The sequence below is a fragment of the uncultured Campylobacter sp. genome, from assembly GCF_938030685.1.
Lineage (GTDB): Bacteria > Campylobacterota > Campylobacteria > Campylobacterales > Campylobacteraceae > Campylobacter_B.
Map to the genome: position 1 here is coordinate 1 of NZ_CALHHX010000180.1, position 19,807 is coordinate 19,807.

Annotated in this window: 22 protein-coding genes and 1 pseudogene; 12 read left to right on the top strand and 11 right to left on the bottom strand. The window is 48.4% G+C overall.

The features are described from left to right. Nucleotides 1-635 precede the first annotated feature (635 nt). Both Q0369_RS08295 and Q0369_RS08300 read right to left on the bottom strand, forming a co-directional pair. Complete coding sequence (locus Q0369_RS08295) at nucleotides 636-1,733, bottom strand: HAMP domain-containing sensor histidine kinase (protein WP_298098587.1); 1,098 nt, start codon at nucleotides 1,731-1,733, stop codon at nucleotides 636-638. A gap of 18 nt (nucleotides 1,734-1,751) precedes the next feature. Further along, nucleotides 1,752-2,414 (bottom strand): response regulator transcription factor, encoded by a 663-nt coding sequence (locus Q0369_RS08300; protein WP_298098532.1) that lies wholly within the window; start codon nucleotides 2,412-2,414, stop codon nucleotides 1,752-1,754. Between the two features lie 180 nt (nucleotides 2,415-2,594). Between Q0369_RS08300 and Q0369_RS08305 the strand changes: the two genes are divergently transcribed. Then, entirely contained in the window at nucleotides 2,595-2,813 is a 219-nt protein-coding gene (locus Q0369_RS08305; protein WP_298098536.1) for a hypothetical protein, read from the top strand. 79 nt (nucleotides 2,814-2,892) lie between these two features. Here Q0369_RS08305 and Q0369_RS08310 read toward each other — a convergent pair whose 3' ends face one another. The 9 genes from Q0369_RS08310 to Q0369_RS08350 all read right to left on the bottom strand — a co-directional run bounded on the left by Q0369_RS08310 (nucleotide 2,893) and on the right by Q0369_RS08350 (nucleotide 10,244). Continuing rightward, a complete protein-coding gene (locus tag Q0369_RS08310; RefSeq protein WP_298098542.1) occupies nucleotides 2,893-3,423 on the bottom strand; it encodes a DUF1104 domain-containing protein in 531 nt (176 codons plus the stop codon). Between the two features lie 393 nt (nucleotides 3,424-3,816). Next, nucleotides 3,817-4,362: a superoxide dismutase family protein gene (locus tag Q0369_RS08315; RefSeq protein WP_298098546.1), complete on the bottom strand. Its 546-nt coding sequence runs from the start codon at nucleotides 4,360-4,362 to the stop codon at nucleotides 3,817-3,819. A 65-nt stretch (nucleotides 4,363-4,427) separates the two neighbouring features. Then, a complete protein-coding gene (locus Q0369_RS08320) occupies nucleotides 4,428-5,096 on the bottom strand; it encodes a molybdenum ABC transporter permease (RefSeq protein ID WP_298098548.1) in 669 nt (222 codons plus the stop codon). Next, the gene (gene modA / locus Q0369_RS08325) at nucleotides 5,093-5,794 is read right to left on the bottom strand and encodes a molybdate ABC transporter substrate-binding protein (RefSeq protein ID WP_298098551.1); all 702 of its coding nucleotides are present in this window, start codon (nucleotides 5,792-5,794) and stop codon (nucleotides 5,093-5,095) included. Before modA ends, Q0369_RS08320 begins: the two co-directional genes overlap by 4 nt. Before the next feature lie 114 nt (nucleotides 5,795-5,908). After that, a complete protein-coding gene (modD, locus tag Q0369_RS08330) occupies nucleotides 5,909-6,760 on the bottom strand; it encodes a ModD protein (RefSeq protein ID WP_298098554.1) in 852 nt (283 codons plus the stop codon). Nucleotides 6,761-6,762: 2 nt separating this feature from the next. Further along, nucleotides 6,763-7,260, bottom strand: a complete 498-nt coding sequence (locus tag Q0369_RS08335) for a nitroreductase family protein (protein WP_005869576.1) — start codon at nucleotides 7,258-7,260, stop codon at nucleotides 6,763-6,765. A 684-nt stretch (nucleotides 7,261-7,944) separates the two neighbouring features. Further along, the gene (locus tag Q0369_RS08340; RefSeq protein WP_298098557.1) at nucleotides 7,945-8,613 is read right to left on the bottom strand and encodes a ThiF family adenylyltransferase; all 669 of its coding nucleotides are present in this window, start codon (nucleotides 8,611-8,613) and stop codon (nucleotides 7,945-7,947) included. Further along, entirely contained in the window at nucleotides 8,606-9,385 is a 780-nt protein-coding gene (gene surE / locus Q0369_RS08345; RefSeq protein WP_298098559.1) for a 5'/3'-nucleotidase SurE, read from the bottom strand. The genes Q0369_RS08340 and surE overlap by 8 nt, the downstream gene beginning before the upstream one ends. 358 nt (nucleotides 9,386-9,743) lie before the next feature. After that, entirely contained in the window at nucleotides 9,744-10,244 is a 501-nt protein-coding gene (locus Q0369_RS08350; RefSeq protein WP_298098562.1) for a hypothetical protein, read from the bottom strand. 68 nt (nucleotides 10,245-10,312) lie between these two features. Here Q0369_RS08350 and Q0369_RS08355 point away from each other — a divergent pair, with 68 nt between their 5' ends. From Q0369_RS08355 to Q0369_RS08405, 11 genes and pseudogenes are all read left to right on the top strand, one after another. Further along, nucleotides 10,313-11,482 (top strand): lipid-A-disaccharide synthase, encoded by a 1,170-nt coding sequence (locus tag Q0369_RS08355; RefSeq protein ID WP_298098565.1) that lies wholly within the window; start codon nucleotides 10,313-10,315, stop codon nucleotides 11,480-11,482. Nucleotides 11,483-11,530: 48 nt separating this feature from the next. Then, nucleotides 11,531-12,022: a transcription elongation factor GreA gene (gene greA / locus Q0369_RS08360; RefSeq protein ID WP_298098568.1), complete on the top strand. Its 492-nt coding sequence runs from the start codon at nucleotides 11,531-11,533 to the stop codon at nucleotides 12,020-12,022. A gap of 1 nt (nucleotide 12,023) precedes the next feature. Continuing rightward, on the top strand, nucleotides 12,024-13,031 hold the full coding sequence (gene argC, locus Q0369_RS08365; protein WP_298098571.1) for an N-acetyl-gamma-glutamyl-phosphate reductase: 1,008 nt from the start codon (nucleotides 12,024-12,026) through the stop codon (nucleotides 13,029-13,031). A 43-nt stretch (nucleotides 13,032-13,074) separates the two neighbouring features. Further along, nucleotides 13,075-13,809: a UDP-2,3-diacylglucosamine diphosphatase gene (locus Q0369_RS08370; protein WP_298098574.1), complete on the top strand. Its 735-nt coding sequence runs from the start codon at nucleotides 13,075-13,077 to the stop codon at nucleotides 13,807-13,809. Nucleotides 13,810-13,840: 31 nt separating this feature from the next. Continuing rightward, entirely contained in the window at nucleotides 13,841-14,464 is a 624-nt protein-coding gene (gene serB, locus Q0369_RS08375) for a phosphoserine phosphatase SerB (RefSeq protein ID WP_298098579.1), read from the top strand. Beyond that, entirely contained in the window at nucleotides 14,457-15,464 is a 1,008-nt protein-coding gene (locus Q0369_RS08380) for a transaldolase (RefSeq protein ID WP_298098581.1), read from the top strand. Before serB ends, Q0369_RS08380 begins: the two co-directional genes overlap by 8 nt. Then, complete coding sequence (locus Q0369_RS08385; RefSeq protein ID WP_005869553.1) at nucleotides 15,464-16,681, top strand: type IV pilus twitching motility protein PilT; 1,218 nt, start codon at nucleotides 15,464-15,466, stop codon at nucleotides 16,679-16,681. The genes Q0369_RS08380 and Q0369_RS08385 overlap by 1 nt, the downstream gene beginning before the upstream one ends. A gap of 249 nt (nucleotides 16,682-16,930) precedes the next feature. Beyond that, entirely contained in the window at nucleotides 16,931-17,467 is a 537-nt protein-coding gene (locus Q0369_RS08390) for a 50S ribosomal protein L25/general stress protein Ctc (protein WP_297964461.1), read from the top strand. Between the two features lie 8 nt (nucleotides 17,468-17,475). Continuing rightward, nucleotides 17,476-18,033, top strand: a complete 558-nt coding sequence (gene pth, locus Q0369_RS08395; RefSeq protein ID WP_297898012.1) for an aminoacyl-tRNA hydrolase — start codon at nucleotides 17,476-17,478, stop codon at nucleotides 18,031-18,033. Then, complete coding sequence (locus Q0369_RS08400; protein ID WP_298098584.1) at nucleotides 18,030-19,076, top strand: LptF/LptG family permease; 1,047 nt, start codon at nucleotides 18,030-18,032, stop codon at nucleotides 19,074-19,076. Before pth ends, Q0369_RS08400 begins: the two co-directional genes overlap by 4 nt. Nucleotides 19,077-19,121: 45 nt before the next feature. Next, nucleotides 19,122-19,807 (top strand): annotated as a pseudogene (locus Q0369_RS08405) (diaminopimelate decarboxylase); the annotation flags it as partial.

A 19,807-nucleotide genomic window follows, 5' to 3' on the forward strand; every position in this document is an offset into this window, starting at 1 on the left:
TTTAGCCTCTTTTGTCTCGTTTGCTCTTTGCTTCCGCGCAAATTTTAAAATTTGCCGCGCGCTTTAAAAGATCGGTGCGTTTTAAAGAACATCTGCGCACTTAAAATAGCTGCTCCGCCCGTTTTAATAAAGCTTCGCTTCGGCGTGACGGGGCGGAGCTAAATTTTAAATTTACTCGCGCGTAGTCCACGCCGACGCACCGAGCGACAAGAATGAGAGGCGGGATAGCTTTCGTCGAGTATCAAAACCCAAAGCGACGCCGCCTTTTGTGCGGGCTATGAATACGGCATGTATGAGACAACAGAGCACGGGTAAACTTAACGCGCGCCGCGAAATTTTCACGAAATTTTGCCGGTTATCGCGCGCGATTTTATCTAAGCTACTGCAAATTTTATCCCTAGCCGCCGCGATCTTATATTTCACGAAATTCCGTAGAATTTTACGCTGTGTATTCTGCAAACCGACGGGCAAAATTTTATGGACGCGACCGAATTGCATGCGTAAATTTCGCCATTAATTATAATCTGGCGCAAATTTTGCGGACGGAATCGCTAGCTAAATTTAAACCCACGCGGTTAAGCCTAGCAAGCCCGCCCGCTAAAATTTCGTTCGCGCAGAATTTCATTTGGGTAAAGTTAAAATTTCACCTCAAATTCCGTCCAATCCTCATTGCTATCGCACGAAATTTTAAGCCCGAGCTCGTCGCAGTATTTTTTCACGATAAAAAGCCCGATGCCAAAGCCGCCGTTGCGCTGATCAAAGCGGGTGTAAAGCTCAAAAATATGTGGCAGATTTTGCCGCGCGATGCCCGCGCCGCTGTTTTTTATGCAAAGCGAGCGCTCGCGCAGGCTCACCTCGACGCAGCCGAGCTCATCACAATATTTTATCGCGTTGCCAAGCAGATTATCGATGATCTTTCGCAGCTTAAACTCATCCGCGCAAAAGGCCACCGGGCGCAGATCGGCGCGTAGATTTATGCACTTTTGCTCCGCAGAGACGCCGAAATACTCTATGCGGCTTTGCAGCAGCTCGCCTAAATTTACCTCTCGCCCGCTGCCGCTTTTGTTTAAGCTTAGCGCGGTTAGGTCTTCAAACAGCGCGTTTATCGTGTTTGCGCCCGCCTTGATATTGCCCAGATATTTTTTCGCATCGGTATCGAAAAGCTCGATACTCATCAAAATCACGCTAAGCGGGGTTTTTATCTCGTGCGTCGTGTCTCGGATGAAGCCGTTTAGAAACTCGATCTTTTCGTAAAGCGGGCGTAGCGAAAGGCGGATGATAAAATACGCGATCAGCAAAATAAGCGCCAAAACAAGCGCGCTCGCGGCTAAAATTTTAAACTTCAGCGCCGCTAGCTTGCCCTCAAGCGCATCCGTTTTGATCGCCACGTAATACTCCGTGCCATCCTTGCCGGTGAGATTAAACTGCTCGATCCTGTTAGACCCCTCCATATACACGCGCGGTGCGTCGTCCCTCGGCTCGAAATCCCGCGCGATCTCATCGCTGCTATTCAGATCCGCCGCGTATGCCTGCATGGCGTCGAAATCGCTCTCTTTTAGGCGTCCGCCGCGTGCGAGCTTAGCCTCTAGACCGTGTTTGAAATCCCTGATCGCAAAGGCATCGCGATCCGCGATAAAAAACTTCTCCCGCTCGTAAAATACGTTGCTTACCAGCGCCAAAAACAGGACGCTGGTGAGCGTATAGAGCAAAAAAATCGGTAGAATTTGACGCATTTTGGACACGGCGCGCTCCTAAAGATATTTGTAGCCGAGCTTGGAGGCGTTTATGATGCGATCTTTGCCTAAAATTTTTCGCAGCTCCGCGATATAAACGCGCAGGCTAAGCTCGCTCGGGCTTTCGTCGTAGTCCCACAGCGCAGCGAAAATTTCATCTTTGCTAAGGAGCTTATCGCGGTTTTTTAGAAGCAGAGCAAGAAGCCGCGCCTGCTTTTGCGGCATCGGCACGAGCCTGTCTGCATGATATAGCGCGCGCTGAGCCATATCGAAACTAAAGCTTCCGCCGATATTTTCGCGCCTGGCGGCGTTGTGGATGAAGGTGCGCTTTAGTAGATTATCTGCGCGCAAAGCCAGCTCTTTTAGCTCGAAGGGCTTTTTTAGGTAGTCGTCGCAGCCGCTTCTAAAGCCGCTTTCGACGTCTTGCAGAGTGTTTAGCGACGTCGTGAAAATGCACGGTGCGCCGCACCCGGCCTCGCGCAGCTCGCGAAGTAGCGCAAAGCCGTTGCCGCCGATGATTTTGACGTCGAAGATCCACAGATCGAAGCTTTTTTCGTACGCTAATGAAAGCGCCTCGTCGTAGCTTTTGCTACCGCTTACCTCGTGCCCCGCGCCGCGCATGTAGGTGCACATCATGTCTAGCAGTATCCCCTCGTCCTCGACGATCAAAACCCTTGCCATAGCCCGCCTCCTTGCGTAGAATTTTTGAAATTATACCCTGTGAAATTCCACGTAAAATTTAATTGCGAAATTTCACGGCAAATTTTATCGCATCGAAAACGGCACGTCTTAGCTTCAGGGTAAGCTTCGTAAATTTAGATTGCTCGCCTATGTATTATTATTCGCGCGGCACGCCGAGCAGTGCAAGAAACTAAAATTTTACGATATAAAATTTTCGCGCCGCGGAATTTTAAAATTTACAGGCAAAGTACGGGAGTTTTAAAATTCTGCCGCTACGAAATTTTAAAATTTCACGTCCTAAAATTTCGCCGCGTAGAATTTCAAAACCTCGCCTATGCCGATAATATTTTGCGAAATTTCATCGGCGCTACGCCGCATAAATTCAAGCTAAAATTCTAAAATTCTCGCGCCGTATTTCACTAAAACACAATTCCGCGCAAATGGTGCGCGGAACTACGTAGCTTGCGCATAAGAGGCACTACTGCGCCATAGGACACGGAGCGGCGCCCGCGTTTTGGTTGCACGGCATCTCGCCTCTTGGCGGCATTGCCAGACCCGCGCCGCCGCCCATCCCTTTATGCGGCATATGGCCGCATTCGCCGGGAGCCACCTGCGATCTGTGCGGGCCAAACCCATGAGCAGGTCTTTTAAATTTGCCGAAATTACCGCGATCTTTAAGCTCGATATCCAGCCTATCCGCCTGCTCGACGCTTAGCTTGCCCGCCTGGGCGTTATAGTTTTTTCTAAACTCGTCTAGGAATTTCTCGCGATCCTCGACGCTCATAGCGTCCAGCTTCTTTTTAAACTCGGTCTTAAATCCGCGCTTGAGATCCCTTGCCTGCGCTCTTAGCTCGCCCGCGCGCTTATCGATCTCAAACGCCGCTTCGCTTAAGCTCTTGGCGTCGGCGCCCGCGACTGCGGCATTGATCTGCTCGGGGGTGCTTGAGCTAAAATCTGCGGCGAACAGCATGCCCGCGACTAAAACGCTTGCTAAAACAATCTTTTTCATTTTCTCTCCTTTGTGAAAGTTGGCGTGATTGTAATAAAAAGTCGTGAAGAAAAAGTTAAATGAAGCTCACGCCGCCAAAATAGCTCGGAGCCGTAAATTTAGAGTCTTGATTTAAATTTGGAAAATTTTGCGCTGCTACGGCAAAAACAGGGCGTAATGCGCGTAAACTGGGCTAAATTTTAAAATTTAAGCGGGAGACAAGGAGCGCGCGGCGCGTAAATTTAACATAAATTCGCGCCGCATAGATTGCATTAAAAGCCCGCCGTGCGTAAATTTAACGGCAAAGGGGCGTATCTCGGCGCTACGGACGGCGAAATTTCATCGCGTAAATTTAAACCGCAGGGCTGCTAAATTTAGAGATTGCGGATGATTAAATTTCATCCGCAACGAAGCTTATTTTATAACGCCGCAAACCATTCTAGCGCCGCCGCCGCCAAGCGGCTTCGGATGATCGCTGTGGTTATCGCCGCCTACGTGAACCATCAGCGAGTGGCCCTTTAGCTCATCTAGGCTCTTGATCTTCGGAGCTAGCACCGGATAGACTGCATTGCCCTCGGCATCGACGAAAAGCGCAGGCAGATCGCCCTTGTGGCCGCTATCGTCCCAAGCAAACGAGTGCTTTTTGGTATCGCTTGGATCCCAGTGGCCGCCCGCTTTCATGCCTAGACCCTTCTCGGTCGCGCCGCAGTCGGCGTTTTGATGCACGTGAAAGCCGTGTACGCCGCTAGTAAGACCCTTTAAATTTGGGAAAAATGCCACGCCGTAGTTCGTCTCGATCGCTACGACCTCGCCGACGGTTACGTTGCCCTTCTCGCCCAGCTGCTCCATAGTGATGACGAGGTGCTTCCCCGTCTTAAGGTCAAAATTTTGCATATCGCCGTGCTCGTGAGCGATCAAGGCGCTTGCGACTAAAATTGATGAAATTAGAAATTTCTTCATGAAAAATCCTTTAAAATGAAATGTGAGTGCAATTTTATCCAAAAATACTTAAAAAATAATTTTTCTTATTTAGATAAATTTCGCTTTTTATCTAAAAGGTTTATCGCGAAGAATAAAATCAAGCTAAAAATTACGAGCAAAACGCTTAAAATCAGCGCCCGCTCGTTCTCGCCGTCATACACGGCGCCCATGATCGCAAGGCCTAGCGTGTCGGTTTTGCCCACGATGTTTCCGCCCAGCATTAGCGTGATACCCACTTCGCCAAGCCCGCGCGAGAGCGCCAAAATAAGCGCGGAGACTAGCGTTTTAAGCGAGCTTGGAAGGATTACGAAGAGGAAAATTTGAGATCTGTTTTTGCCTAAAATTTGCGCGGCTTCGATTAGACTCTTCGGAAAGAGCTCAAAGCTCGCACATACCGGCTTTACAAACAGCGGCAGCCCCACTAAAAATGCGGCGATTACCAATGAAGAAAAGTTAAAAACGATGTCTAAATTTAACGCAGAGCCGATAAATCCGCTCTTTCCAAAGATGTAAAGAAGCAGAAATCCCGTCGCGATCGGCGGGAAGATGAGCGGAAAAATCACTAAAATTTCGACGATCTTTTTAAATTTGGCTTTGCTAAAAGCTAAAAAATACGCAATTGCTAGCCCTATTGAAATCAGAAGCAAAAAGCTGCAAAATAGGGCTTTGACGCTTAGTATCAGAGGATGCGCGATCCAAGCGATATCGCTCATTTAAGACCGAATTTTGAAAAAATCTCTTTTGAGCGGTCCGATTTAAATTCCTTCATTACCTTTTCGCAAAGCGCCTGCTCGCCGCACGCGCTAAGCCTTGCGATGCCGATGTATGCGGGGCTGTAGAGGCTCTCGTCGATGTAGATGATCGAGCCGAACTCATCTTTTTTGGCGACCGCTTCGGTGCTGTTGACAAAGCCCGCCTGCACCTCGCCATTGATGACGTATGCGACTACCTGCGGCACGCCCGCAACGGCTAAAATTTTATCTTTTACTCCGTCCATCTTGGCGTTTTGTAAAAACTCGTTCGTCCTGATACCGTAAATCGCCTTTTTAGGATCCGGCATCGCGATTTTATCGAACTTTGCGATCTCCGAGACATCGTTTATTTTGATATTTTTCGGCGTTACTAAAACAAGCGTACCGCGCCCAACGCGTTCAAATTTAGTGATATTTAGATCGCTTTTTTTCAAAAACGCCTCGTCGCCCACGATGAATGAAATTTTATTCTCGCGCGATTGAATGACGAGCTGGCCGAGGTTGGCAAACGATCCAGCCACATCCATGCCCTCTTTTTTCAAATTTTCTATCACGGCCGAGACGGGCTTTTTATATCCGCCGCCGGCTGCGATTATCAGCTGATCCGCGCAGAACGAAACGCTTGCTGTAAGCGCTAAAATAAAAGCAATTTTTTTCATGAAAATCCTTTTTTGAAATTTTAAGAATTCTACAAAATATACTCTTATTTATTAATAAATCGCGTTTTTATGCCTTGTTTTAGACTTCTGCGCCTTAAATTTAAAATTTAATATTTAGACAAATTCTATCTTTCCGCCTAGATCGCATACGCCCTGATTCCAAACCGCCGAGCTTACGAGCACGTCCGCGCCGGTAGCTGCAAACTCGGCGCAGTTATTTTTATTTATGCCGCCCGCAGCGCAAATTTTAATCTGCGGCGCCGTTTCATCGCGCCTCAAAACGCAGGCTCTGAGTTCACCCAGGTTCATCTTATCGCACATTATCACATCCGGCGCGTATTTTAAGAGCTCGCTAAATTCGCGCTCGTTCGCCACTTCGATCATTATCTTTCGCTCGGGCGCGCGCTCTTTAAATTTAGCGATCTGCGCGCAAAACTCGCTAAAGCTCGCAAACGCGCGAATATGGTTTGAAAAAAACAGGATGCTGTCGTGCAGCCCCAGGCGGTGCATGCTCCCGCCGCCCGCGATCAGCGCATTTACGCAAAGCTCCTTTGCAAAAGGAAAGCTCTTGCGCGTCGCGCCCAGCACGCAGCGCGGATTCGCCTCTCGCATCAGCGCAACCATCTCGTGCGCGTAGGTTGAAATTTTGCAGGAGTACTCAAGCACGATCTGAACGATCTTCCAAGCTTTATGCAAGCTCTCGAAGCTTCCTTGCGCGCTAAAAATTTCATCCCCTGCGCAAAATGCGCTTCCCTCGCGCGCTAGATGCTGCGTCTCGCAACCAAAGCGCGCCGCCACTTCGCGCGCAATCTGCCCGCCACTAAAGATCAGATCCTGCCTCGTTACGATCGAAAGTCTTGCGGGCGCGTTTAAATCCACGAAGTCCTGTAAAAGCTCGGTCGTAAGGTCCAAAAACGCGCCGTCGCTAGCGATAAGATCGTCGATTTTACTCTGCGAAATAAACATATCTAGCCTACGAAGTGAATTTTAGCGGGCTCAAAGCGCGAGTGCGCCTTTGTTACGCGAGACGGAAAGCCCAAAGGCATAATGCAAAACGCCTCCAAATGCCCAGGCAGATCCAAAATTTCTCTTACGCGCTCCATTGCGTAAATATCGGGCGCTACGCCCAGCCACGTGGTGCCAAGCCCCAAATGGTGCGCCGCCAGCCAGAGATTTTCTGCCGCACAAGCGCAGTCGTAGCGAGCGTAGGGCTGGAATTTTAAGCCGCTTTTACGCGTGCAGACCACGATCGCAAGCGGCGCGTCCTTCGTGCAGCCGCCGTAAGTGCCGACGCTGCTAAGTAGCGTAAGGGCGGTGCGGTCGCGCACTACGTAAAATTCCCATGAGCGCTGGTTGCCTGCGCTAGGGGCTTGCATCGCGGCTTTTAGCACGAGCTCGATCTGATCGTCGCTCGGCATTTTTTCGGTAAAATTCCGCACGCTCGTGCGTGTAAAAATTTCATTCATCGCTGCTCCTTTAAATTAAATTTCTAAATTCCGCTTTTTGCGAGCGGTAAAAAATGGAATTTAGAAGTAAGCTTGCCGCTGCGTTTGCTTGAGCCCTGCTTACACTTTACGCTTATTTAGGCGCTATGCGGCGGCTTGATGCGCGCAGATTTAGTTTTGCTTGCCTGAGCACGCCTCTTTTTGCATCAAAAAGCGCGCGAAACTGCGATAAAATTTCAAATCGCGCTGCTGCGAAAATCCGCCGCAAAGAACATTTGCGTAAACTTGGCTTGCTTAAATTTCGCTCACGAGCAAGCTCACGACCCGCTTATTTAAATTTTTAATCCTAGACCGCTATTTGGCGCCCGCTAAAATAACCCGCCGTATAGATTGACCTACGTGCGTAGCTTGCGCGGTCCTTAAATTTCATCTCGCACGCAAGCCTGTGCCGATCTTTGCGGATAAAATTTTATCCTTCGCTGCAAATTAATTTTCACCTTCGCGCCGAGGAAATTTTATCTTCGTCGTCCGGTAAAATTCCGCTTTCGCCGCTTTTGAATTTTAACCGCATCGCGCGCCGCAAAGCACTTGCCGCGCCGTACCGCATGCAAAGCGCGCTCAGATCAAAAGCTCAAAATATCTAAAATTTAACCGCCAAGCACGACTAGGCGGAGCCATGCGCCGAAGCGCTATGAAATTTAAGCGTTAAGCCTGCTCGCCTATCAGTCTGCGCACGACGTAGCTTGCGATGAAAAGCCCGAAGCTCGCGGTCACGCCCATGAAGCTGCCCATCGATTTGACGCGCGGCGGCTCGCTCGAGCAAACGACGTCAAAATCGCCCACAAAGCTGCGCTTTCGCAGCTCATATCTGATCTTGCGCGCGAGCGGATCGCCTTGCGTCTGCCAGATTGAGCGGATTTCGATCCTAGCGGGATCGAGCCTCTTTGCGCCGCCCATCGAGCTTACAAATCCTACGCCAGCCTCGCTGCAGCGCAGCGCAAGAGCGATCTTAGCGCCCACGTCGTCGATCGCGTCGATTACGAAATCAAAATTGCCGAGGTTAAATTCTGATAAAAATTCCTCATCAATCCTAGCGGCGATCGGCGTCACGCCTTTAAATTTGCGCGCGAAAACCTCGCATTTTAGCTCGCCTACCTGCTCGCTTCCAAGCTGGCGGTTTTGATTGGTGATCTCGAAGCGATCGCAATCGATCACGCTTAAACCTACCGCGCCGCTGCGGTACAGCGCCTCTATCGCCGCTCCGCCCACGCCGCCGCAGCCGCAGATTAAAATTTTAGCGCTTTGAAGTATTGCAAAATCCTCGCCGAAAAGTAGGCGCGAGCGCGAAAAGCGGTCTACTACGACCTCACTCATCGTTTTTCATCCACCTTTCTAGCGCGCTCATCTGCTCGTGCGCGGTTAAATTTAGCTTGATCGGACTTAGCGTCGCCCGCCCCTCAAAAAGCACCGAAATGTCGCTATTTTCGTTTTTGCTTGCATCAAAACTGAGCGTAGATTTGCCTAGCCAATAATACTCCATCCCGCGCGGATTGCGGTTTAGCTGCGCGTCGGTATCGTAGAGCTTCTCGCCGCAGGGCGCAACCGAAAGTCCCTTAAAATCTTGCTTTGAAACGGCAGGAACATTTAAATTTAAAAACTGCTTCGGCGGCAGCGGAAAGCCTTTTTTAAAGATTTTCTCGACCAATTCCACCGCGAGCTCGCATGCGAGATCAAATCCGTATCGCTGCAGCGAGTCCGCTACGTAAAACTGGCTCACCGCAAGCGCGGGAATGCCTTGCAAGACCCCCTCCATCGCGCCTCCGCAAGTGCCCGAATAGGTCACGTCCTCCGCGACGTTGGCGCCGTGATTTATGCCGCTTATCACAAGATCGGGCTTGCGGTTATACAGCGCGCGGAGCGCCAAATATACGCAGTCTGCGGGCGTAGCGTCGTCGAGTTTGAAAAATCCGTCGTCGAGCTTTACAAATCTAAGCGGGCGTGTGAGCGTGAGCGAGTGCGAGCATGCCGATTTTTCCGAGCTTGGCGCTACGATGGTGACGTTTGCGACCGATCTTAGCGCGCTTGCAAGTTCTAAAAGACCGCGCGCTTCGAATCCGTCGTCATTGGTGATTAAAATTTCTTTCATTTTCTCTCTTTAGCTAAAATTTCACGACAGGCCTATCGGGGCAGAATTCCGTCTGCAAAAATTCTAGCGCTCAATTCTTTACTATGCAAAAATTGCTACTTAGCTTGCGCGGCGTAAAATTTCATCGTGCCAAATTTTTTCGCAAAAATTCCATCACGAAACTTAGATCACAAAATTCATAGAAAAATTCCGTCTTTTTGCTACAAATTTTATAGCCTGCTATGCAATTTCATCGCCTAAATTTAGTTTTCGAAATTCCTTAAATTTTGCGACCGCACTCCGCAACTCGCCGCAAAATCTCGCCTTTTAAATTTTCGCGCCGATGCAAATCCGCGGCATAAAATTACGCTAGACTTATCTATAACCCTGCTTTGCGGCATATCTCCTCGCTTACCTGCGAATCAAGTAGGTGCGAGCTTGGATAATCGTAGAAAAATCGGTGCACTTCACGCACTCCGCTTCGCAATAAAGCTCGCGTACTAGGTGCGTTGCAGTCATTTTCGGTAATATCCTTGGCTAGCAATTTGAGATATTTTTGCCGATCGGAGCTTTTCAGGCTCGCCCAGCCAGGGCTTAGCGAGTAGGCATAGATCAGATCGCTTCCTTGCGCGCTAATTTCTTCGAGGAAGGCAAATTGCGCAACCTTAACATGGGGTTTTGCACCGCCCGTGTCCGCTGCGATCTCGCTAGCTGCGGCTTTAGCGACGAGTTCGGGCGAGCCTAGCTTACTAAGCGCCTCAAAACGCGCCGTTACTGCGGGATCCTCGGTGACTTGACGCTTTTGGTATTTAGCTGCGCCGCAACCGCCTAGAAACATCACGAACGCGCCGCATAGCGCTAAAATTTTAAAATTTCTCATCTTAAATCCTTTGTCGGCTTAATTTTAGCACATTTTGCTATAATTAACAAAAATTTAAAAGGCTAAATTTGAAATATTTAATCTCTTGCCTAGAGCCCTCTGCGAACCTCCATTTTAAAGAGGTTCTAGCGCATCTTAAAAGGCTCGATCCCGCTTGCGAGATTTGCGGAATTTTTGACGAAAAGCTGGGTTCGCCGATATACAAAAGCAGCGAGTTTTCGGCGATGGGTTTTATAGAAATTTTGCCGCTAATTTTAAAAGCCAAGCGTGCGATAGCGCAGATGACGCGACTTGCGGCGGAGTGCGATCGCGTGCTTTTGATCGACTCGCCCGCGTTTAATCTGCCGCTTGCCCGCGCGATCAAAGAAAGCGGCGCGCGCGCGGAAATTTCATATTATATCCTGCCGCAGGTTTGGGCGTGGAAGCCGCACAGAGTGGAGAAGCTGAAGGCGTTTTGCGACAATCTGCTCTCCATCTGGCCTTTTGAGGCAAAATTTTTCGGCGCGGACTACGAGGTAGATAAAGGCGCTACTCCGCGAAAAGCGAAGAGCAAAGACGCTGCACTACAAGAAGCAAAAGATAAAGATGCCGCGCGCCCGAGCGAGCAAAGCGCTAAAACCGCAAAATACTCTTTCGTGGGACATCCGCTGCTTGATGAGATAAAATTCCAAAAATCAAGCTACGAAAAACAGGGCAAGATCGCCTTTATGCCGGGCTCGCGCAGGGCTGAAATTTCAAGACTGATGCCGATTTTTAGAGCACTTGCGCCTAAATTTGAAAATAGCGAGCGAGTCTTAATAATCCCGCCGCATCTGATGGATCAAAGAGATGAAATTTACAGGTCTCTGGACGGATTTAGCATCGCAAACGATACTCCCGCCACGCTTAAGGATTGCGATTTTGCCTTCATCTGCTCGGGTACGGCGACGCTTGAGGCGGCGCTCATCGGCACTCCGTTTGTGCTGTGCTACAAAGCAAAGGCATTTGACGTTTGGTTCGCGCGAAAGCTCGTAAAGCTAAAGCACGTGGGGCTTGCGAATATTATTTTTGATTTTTTAGGCGAGGAGCCTCTACATGAGGAGCTTTTGCAAGGCGAAGTAAGCGCGCAAAACCTACTTTCTGCATACGAGCGCTGCGACGCTGCGAAATTTAAACTTGCGAGCGAAAAGCTGCGAGATTATCTGAAATTCGGTTCCAGCGAAAACGTGGCAAAAATTTTAACGCAGCCTGCGAGCTAAAATTTTAAGGCTAAAGCTTATATAATTTGATAAAAAGAAAGGAAGATTATGACGACAGAACCAATGACGCTTTACGGATATGAAAAGATCACCTCCGAGCTCAAAGAGCTTCAGAGCGTGAAGCTGCCTCACATTGTGCAGCAGATCGACATCGCACGCGGACACGGCGATCTGAAAGAAAACGCCGAGTATCACGCGGCGCGCGAAGAGCAGGCGTTTTTGCTCTCGCGTATCGCCGAGCTTAGCGATATCGTCTCTCGCTCAAAAATCATTGATCCCTCGACCTACGAGCACGACCGCGTAAAATTCGGCTCCACCGTTACCTTTATGGACGTCGAGACCGAGCGGGAGGAGGTTTACACGATCGTAGGGCTTAGCGAGGCGGATATCTCGCGTAAGCTCATCAATATCAATACGCCGCTCGCGCGCCAGCTTTTAGGTAAAGCTGAGGGCGATGAGGTGGTGCTTCAGCTCCCATCCGGCACCCGCGACGTCGAGATCATAAGCGTCGAATACAGGCCGATTAAATTTGAGAATTAGCGTGAAAAAAGTAGGCATCATCGGCGTTAGCGGCTATACCGGGCTTGAGCTGATTAAAATTCTACTTTCTCATCCGGGCTTTGAAATTTCATATTTGGGGGCTTCGGCGCAGGGCGAGATAAGCGAAATTTTCCCGCAGCTTCGCGGCGTGTTTGAGATGCGCGTAGAAGCCGCGGATGCTCGCGTTGCAGCGCAAAGATGCGATCTTATTTTCTTGGCGTTGCCGCATGAAAAAGCGATGGAATTTGCCCGCGAAATTTTAAAATTTAAAAGCGTCAAGGTAGTCGATCTATCTGCCGATTACCGCCTAAGCCGCGAGCTTTACGAGAAAAATTACACCACGCATTTAGACCCTCGTAATTTAGCCCACGCCGTTTACGGACTGCCCGAGCTAAATCGCGAAAAGATCCGTACCGCGCGCCTTACGGCAAATCCGGGCTGCTATCCTACCTGCTCTATTTTGGCGCTCGCGCCGTTCGTGCGGCTACTCGATCCGGATACCGGCGTATTTATCGACGCAAAAAGCGGAGTAAGCGGCGCGGGCAAGGCTCTTAAAGCAACCAGTCATTTCGTAAGCGTGAACGAAAACGCGGGCGCCTACTCGCCGATCTCGCATCGCCACGCAGACGAGATCAAAGAGCAGCTGCAAATTTTAAGAGGCGGCGCGTTTAGCACGCTTTTCGTGCCGAATTTGCTGCCGATTACGCGCGGAATGCTAGTTAGCGCGTTTGGCGTGCTACAAAAGAGCGTGGATGCAGAGGCGGTGCTACGGGAATTTTACGAAAATGAGCCTTTCGTGCGCGTCCGTAGTGAGCCTGTGAGTATAAAAAACGTCGCAGGGACGCACTTTTGCGATATTTTTGTAAAAACGGCGGGCGATAAAATTTGGATCAACTCGGCGATCGATAATCTTTTGCGCGGAGCATCGTCGCAGGCGGTCGCAAACGCAAATTTAATGTGCGGTTTCGCCGAAGCTACGGCACTACCGCGTATCGCGCACGGAATTTAAGCGATGAACTTTTTCGCAAAAGCGCTCATGCGCGGGAGCCTAGATGCAAAATGATCAAATTCAGACGATAAAACCCGGCGCGATCTTTATCGGCGATGCACACGCGGGCGCGAGCAGACCGCAATTTTTGAAATTTCTGCGCGCGCTGAAGGCTGAGCCTACGCCGCCGCCTCAAATTTTTATGATGGGCGACATGTTTGATTTTTTGGCAAACACGACCTACGTGCAGCGCTTCTACGAAGAGGAGATCGCGCTAATAAACGAGTTGTCGCGAAAATGCGAAATTTTTTACTTCGAGGGCAACCACGATTTTAATCTGCGCGAAATTTTCCCCCGCGCAAAAGTTTATCCAAATGGCGCGCAGCCCGTTAAATTTATCTGCGAGAGCGGCGAGGCGGTGCAGATCGCGCACGGCGATCTTTTTTTGCCGCGTCTGACGCAATTTGCGCTGCTTTCGCTACGAAACAGAGCTTTTCTGAAATTTATGGATCTGCTCGATCGCGCTTTAAAATTTAAAATTTCAAAGATGATCTTAAAATCGCAAGAGGGGAAAAACCTCTACAGAAAAATGCCAAATTTTAAGGATATAATCGCGCCGAAGATCGATTTTTATGCGGCAAATTTAATCATCGAGGGGCACTACCATCAAGATGAAATTTTATATTTTGGCGAAAAAGAATATATAAATTTATGCTCGTTCGGGGCCGGGAGCAAAATTTACGAGGTCGCAAAAAGCGAAAAATTTATGCTAATTCCAAAAAACTTAAACTTAAATTAGCTATAATTCCTAAATTTTTGCGAGGATATTTATGATAAAGCTTTGTGTTTTCGACTTTGATTCTACGCTGATGGACGGCGAGACGATAGGTTTTTTCGCCGCTAAAATGGGCACGCAGCGACAAGTTAGCGAAATTACGAAGCGCGCGATGGCGGGAGAGCTTGATTTTTTCGAGAGCCTTAGCGAGCGCGTGGCGCTGATAAAGGGGATGAAGCTTAGCGATGCTAAAGCTATCGCGGAGAGCTTGCCTTTTGTTTGCGGCGCTAGCGAGATCATCGCGTATCTGAAAAATAAAGGCATAAAAGTGATTGTCTTTAGCGGCGGATTTCATCTAGCCACGGACGCCGCGCAGAAAAAACTGGGTTTTGACGCGAGCTTTGCGAACTATCTGCATGAAAAAAACGGAATTTTAACCGGGCTTTTCGGCGGCGAGATGATGTTTGGATACTCAAAAGGCGCGCTGCTTGCGCAGCTTAAATCGCTGATGGGACTAGATACTAGCGAGGTCATGTGCGTGGGAGACGGCGCGAACGACGTTTCGATGTTTTGCGAGGCGGGACTTAAAATCGCCTTTTGCGCAAATGAAATTTTAAAAGAACACGCGAGCGTATGCATTGAAAAAAAGGATTTAAAGGAGATTATGAAATATGTATGATAAAGCCCTAAATTTCAGCCTTTGGTGCGACTTTTTGGAGCGCGATTTTATCGATAAAGATTTCGACGAGCTGATCAAAAAAGGGATAATTAACGGCGCGACTTCCAACCCCGCGATCTTTAAAAACGCGATCCTAAGCTCTCCCGCATACGACTCGGCTAAAGAGGAATTTAGAAAAAAAGAGCCTAAAAAGCTGTATGAAATTTTAGCCACCGCGGACATCAGAAGCGCGGCGGAGAGCCTGCTTAAAAATTTTATCAACGGTGATGACGGCTTTGTGAGTATCGAGGTCGATCCATATTTCGCAGACGATGCCGAGGCGATGTATCGCGAGGGCAAACACCTATACGGCACGATCGGCATGCCAAACGTAATGATCAAAATCCCTGCGACCAAGGCGGGCTACGAAGCGACGCGCGATCTGCTGAAAAAGGGGATCAGCGTAAATGCGACTTTGGTTTTTTCACCCGAGCAGACCATAAAATGCATCGAGGCGATAAAAGAGGGAATCGCGGGCTTTCGTCGCTACTTTCCGAAGGCAAATTTACCAAAAACCGTAATTAGCATCTTCGTTAGCCGTTTCGATAGGTTATTGGATGAAAAAATGGCCGCAGCGGGCCTTCCTACCGGTAAAATCGGCACGATGAACGCTTCAAAATGCTACAATATCATCGCTAAAGAAAATTTAAACTACGTAAAGCCGCTGTTTGCGAGTACGGGCGTAAAAGGAGACGATCTGCCGAAGGATTACTACGTAAGCGAGCTGATGTATCCGGGTTGCGTAAACACCGCGCCGCTTGAAACGATAGAGGCTTTTATAAGCGGCGATCAAAAGCCCAAAATGCCGCCTAGCGATGCGCAGATAGAGGAATTTTTCGCGCGCGTAGCGGATGCGAAGATCGATATGAAAAAGGCGTATAAAAAGCTACTCGATGACGGGCTAGTAGCCTTTGAAGAGGCATTTAAAGAGATAATAAAAACACTTAAAAAGGAGAAATGATGGCGGGTTCTATAGATTATTCGCAGTATCAAGTTGACGCTTCTACGCTGGATTTTAAGCAGCGAGATAGGCTAAATAAATATCTGGAATTTTTGATCCAAAATGGCGGTAGCGACCTTCATATAAAATCGGGCGCGGTTATCAGAGGTCGTATCCACGGCGAGCTAGTAAAATTTAGCAAAACGCCATTTTTGAAAGAAGACGCGATGACGCTAGCTAAGGAGCTTCTCATCACGCGCTTTCCGGAGCTTATCGAGAAAAAGAGCGTAGATTTTACCTACAAGCTAAACGAAGATTATCGCTTCCGCGTTAATATTTTTTTTCAGATCGACGGTATCAGCGCGGTTTTCCGAACGATTCCGGTTAAAATTCCGGAGATCGACGATCTAGGTCTGCCGCCTTCGATCAAAGATATTTGCGACACGGCTATGCGCGGCGTCGTGCTACTTACGGGGCCTACGGGAAGCGGAAAGACGACAACGATCGCAAGCATGATCAATCGCATAAATAGACAAAGAACCAGCCACGTCGTTACAATCGAAGACCCAGTCGAGTTCGTTTTCAAAGACGATAAATGCATCATCAATCAGCGCGCTATCGGTGAGGACTGCAACAACTTCGCCGATTCGCTTCGCGCCGCGCTGCGAGAGGATCCGGACGTAATATTCGTGGGCGAGATGCGCGATTTGGAGACGATCGAGACCGCACTTCACGCCGCAGAGACGGGACACTTAGTGTTTTCGACGGTGCACACTATTGACGCAAAAGAGACGGTAAACCGTATCATTGCGATGTTTGAGCAGGCCGAACAGGAGCGTATCCGAATGACGCTTGCATCCGTCCTAGAGGCGGTCATCTCTCAGCGCCTTGCCCGTACTATCGAGGGAAAGCGCGTAGCCGTTGTTGAAATTTTACGCAAAAATACCCGCATTAAGGACATGATACTTGATGCGCGTGACGATGAAATTCCAGACGCGATTGCCGACGGTCGCAACACCTACGGCATGCAGACCTTCGATCAGCACCTGCTTGATCTTTACAGAGACGGCGTCATCACCCGCGAGGAGGCGCTGGATAAGGCCTCTAAGCGAAACGACCTAGATCTACAGATCAAAAACGTGGACCTTGCCAAAAAAAGGGATTTGGCAGCAGAATCCGGAGAGAGCGCCGAGGAGATGCTCGCAGGCGAAGTCGTGCAGCTAAAAGAGATCCGCTAAGTCGTAAATTTTAAAATTCTAAATTTTGCAATTTAAAATTTTAAAGAATTCTGCCTGCCGCCGCGCAGGCGGAATTCTATTCGCTTGCCCGTGCATATACGAGTATGTCTTGAGTTCGCAGGATTTAGCGTAAATTTTAATTGGCTAAATTCCGTGCGATTTTACTTCTAAATTTCATCGCGGCGCTTAAATAGATTTAAAGCAACATTTAGCTATTATCACGCTTCATTTTTTCACAAAGGAAACCTAATGTTAGAAGGTATCGTTAGAGATAGTATCGGTAAAAGGGCTTCAAAATCCCTAAAACGAGATGGTTATCTAATCGCTAATATTTATGCGAAAGGATTTGAAAATATTAACGCAGCGTTTAAAGTAAACGACTTTATCAAAGCTATGCGCGCAAAAGAAGATCTTCCTTTCGAGGTTAGCGTGGGCGGTAAGACATATCGCGTCATCGTGCAAGAATACCAAAAGCACCCCGTCACAAATACCCTAACTCACGTAGATTTACGCGTAGTTCAGGATGACGTCGTAAGCAAATATTTAGTGCCGGTTAAGGTAACTGGCGTCGCTAAAGGGCTAAAAAACAAAGGTATTTTGGTGCAATCCAAGCGCCGTATCGCCGTAAAATGCGCAGGCAAAGATCTACCAAACGATTTTACGCTGGACGTGACCGATCTTGACGTAGGCGATTCGCTTTTGATCCGAGACATTCCGGTAAAAGAGGGCGTCAGCATCATCCTAGACGGTTCGGTAGCGGTAGTCGGAGTCACTTCGGCTAAATAGGGGCGCCTATGATACTGATCGCAGGACTTGGGAATCCTGCTCAGAAATACGCAGATACCAGACACAACGTCGGTTTTATGCTAATCGACGAAATTTTAAAGACGGGCGGCTTTAGCGAGCTTGGTGCGTCTAAATTTCAAGGCGAGCTCTTTAAAAAGGGCTCGCTGCTTCTTTTAAAACCCCAAACTTTTATGAACTTAAGCGGCAACTCCGTAAAGGCGGTGAATGATTTTTACAAGCCCGAGCGCATCATCATAGTGCACGACGATATAGATTTGGATCTGGGCGCCGTTAAATTTAAAAAAGGCGGCAGTAGCGGCGGGCACAACGGCATCAAGTCGATCGATGCGCTAATCGGTGCAGATTACGAGCGCGTGCGTATCGGCGTGGGCAAAAAACGGCAGGACCAGGATGCGGCAAATTTCGTGCTCGGAAATTTTAACGAAAGCGAGCGCGAGAAGCTGAGCGAAATTTTACCCTACGTCGCGCGCGCGGTAGAGGAGCTCATTTGCTCGGATATAGAGCAGATCGCGCAAAAATTTACGATTAAAAAGGCTAGGGTGTGAAGTTATACGTAAAATACGCGGCTCTTTCCTATCTGAAGTATTTCTTTATCCTGCTAATAGCCCTTGAGTGCTTTTATGTAGGCATCGATGTGCTTACCAATCTCAAAGATTTTCCCTCAAGCGCGAATACCGCTCTTTTGTATATCGCTCTAACCGCGGCAGTCGCGCTTAGCTACACGCTGCCGCTAAGTCTTATTTTTGCGCTTATTTTGATGGGCTTTAATATGATCCGTAGCAATGAGCTGGTGAGCTTTTATGCGCTTGGGGTTAGCAAAAACGCTCTGATAATCCCTCCATTTTTGATCGCTCTTTTTATCACCGCGGGCTTTATAGCTTTAAATTCTACTCCGTTTGCATACGCGCTAAAATTTCAAAAGAATTTAACCGATTTATCGCCTACGGGAGGAGATATGTTTTTGAAATTTGAGGGTAAATATATCTATATCAAAGCTCTAAACGGCAAAAACGCAAATGATATAACGATCTTTAATATAGGGGATAACTCCGTTGCTTCACGCTCGCACGCAAGCTCTGGCGAATACGCAGGCAAAATTTGGCATCTGCGCGATATAAATACCACTACTTTACCAGCGCAGCTTAAGCTTGGAGGAAGTGGATTAAGAAGTGAGTTTAACGTGCAGAGCGAGGCGCTTAAGGGCTTTGATCCAAGCTCAATTGCAAGCGTTTATGATACGAGTAATGTATATTCGATCAGGGATGCTTTGCGTTCGATCCGCACCTTTTCGCATCAAGGCGTGAATATCTCCACCATAAAAGCAAGCCTTTATAATATGATATTTTTTCCGTTGTTTGCACCTTTGGCAGTATTGGTTCTGTATTATTACCTGCCCGTTACGGGACGATTTTTTAATCTTGCGCTACTAAGCTTTGGATTTTTTATCGCTACGCTATGCGCTTGGGGCGTGCTTTTCGTGTTAATTAGGTTTTCTCTCAACGGCGTCATCATCCCAGAACTTGGCATTATCGTGCCCATAACAGCGTTATTAGGCTTTGCAGCATTTTTGGTTTTTAAGCATCGTTAAGCCTTGATTTGTTAGAATGACGCAAAATTTATCGGTGGAAATTCTATGGATTATTCAAGCTTAGCCCGCAAATACGGCACCCCTTTATACGTTTACGATTTTAACGATATACAAAAGAATTTCATAGCGCTCAAAGAGGCCTTCGCAGCGCGCAAGTCGATCGTCTGCTTTGCTATTAAAGCCAATTCCAACCTTAGCGTTTTGAAGTTTTTGTCAGATCTGGGCAGCGGCTTTGACTGCGTCAGTATCGGTGAGCTGCGCCGCGCTCTGTATATCGGCGCAAAGAGCTATAAGATCATATTCTCAGGCGTCGGCAAGCAAGATAGCGAGCTCGAGTTTGCGCTAAAGTCGGACATCTTGCTGATAAATTTAGAAAGCGAAGCCGAGATGCTGCGCCTCGAGCAAATCGCGCAAAAGCTAAATAAGCCCGCTCGCATCAGCATCCGCGTAAATCCAAACGTCGATGCCAAGACCCACCCCTACATCTCCACGGGGCTAAATGAGAACAAATTCGGCGTCAGTATCGAGACTGCGCGCAAGATGTATATTTATGCCAAAAAGAGCAAATTTTTAAATCCAGTCGGCATCCACTTTCACATCGGCAGCCAGCTTACTGACATTTCTCCGATCTGCGACGCGGCAAAGATCGTAAGCGATCTGCTGCGCGAGCTGCGAACCCTTGAGATCGATATAAAATTTTTCGACGTGGGCGGCGGCATCGGCATCCGCTA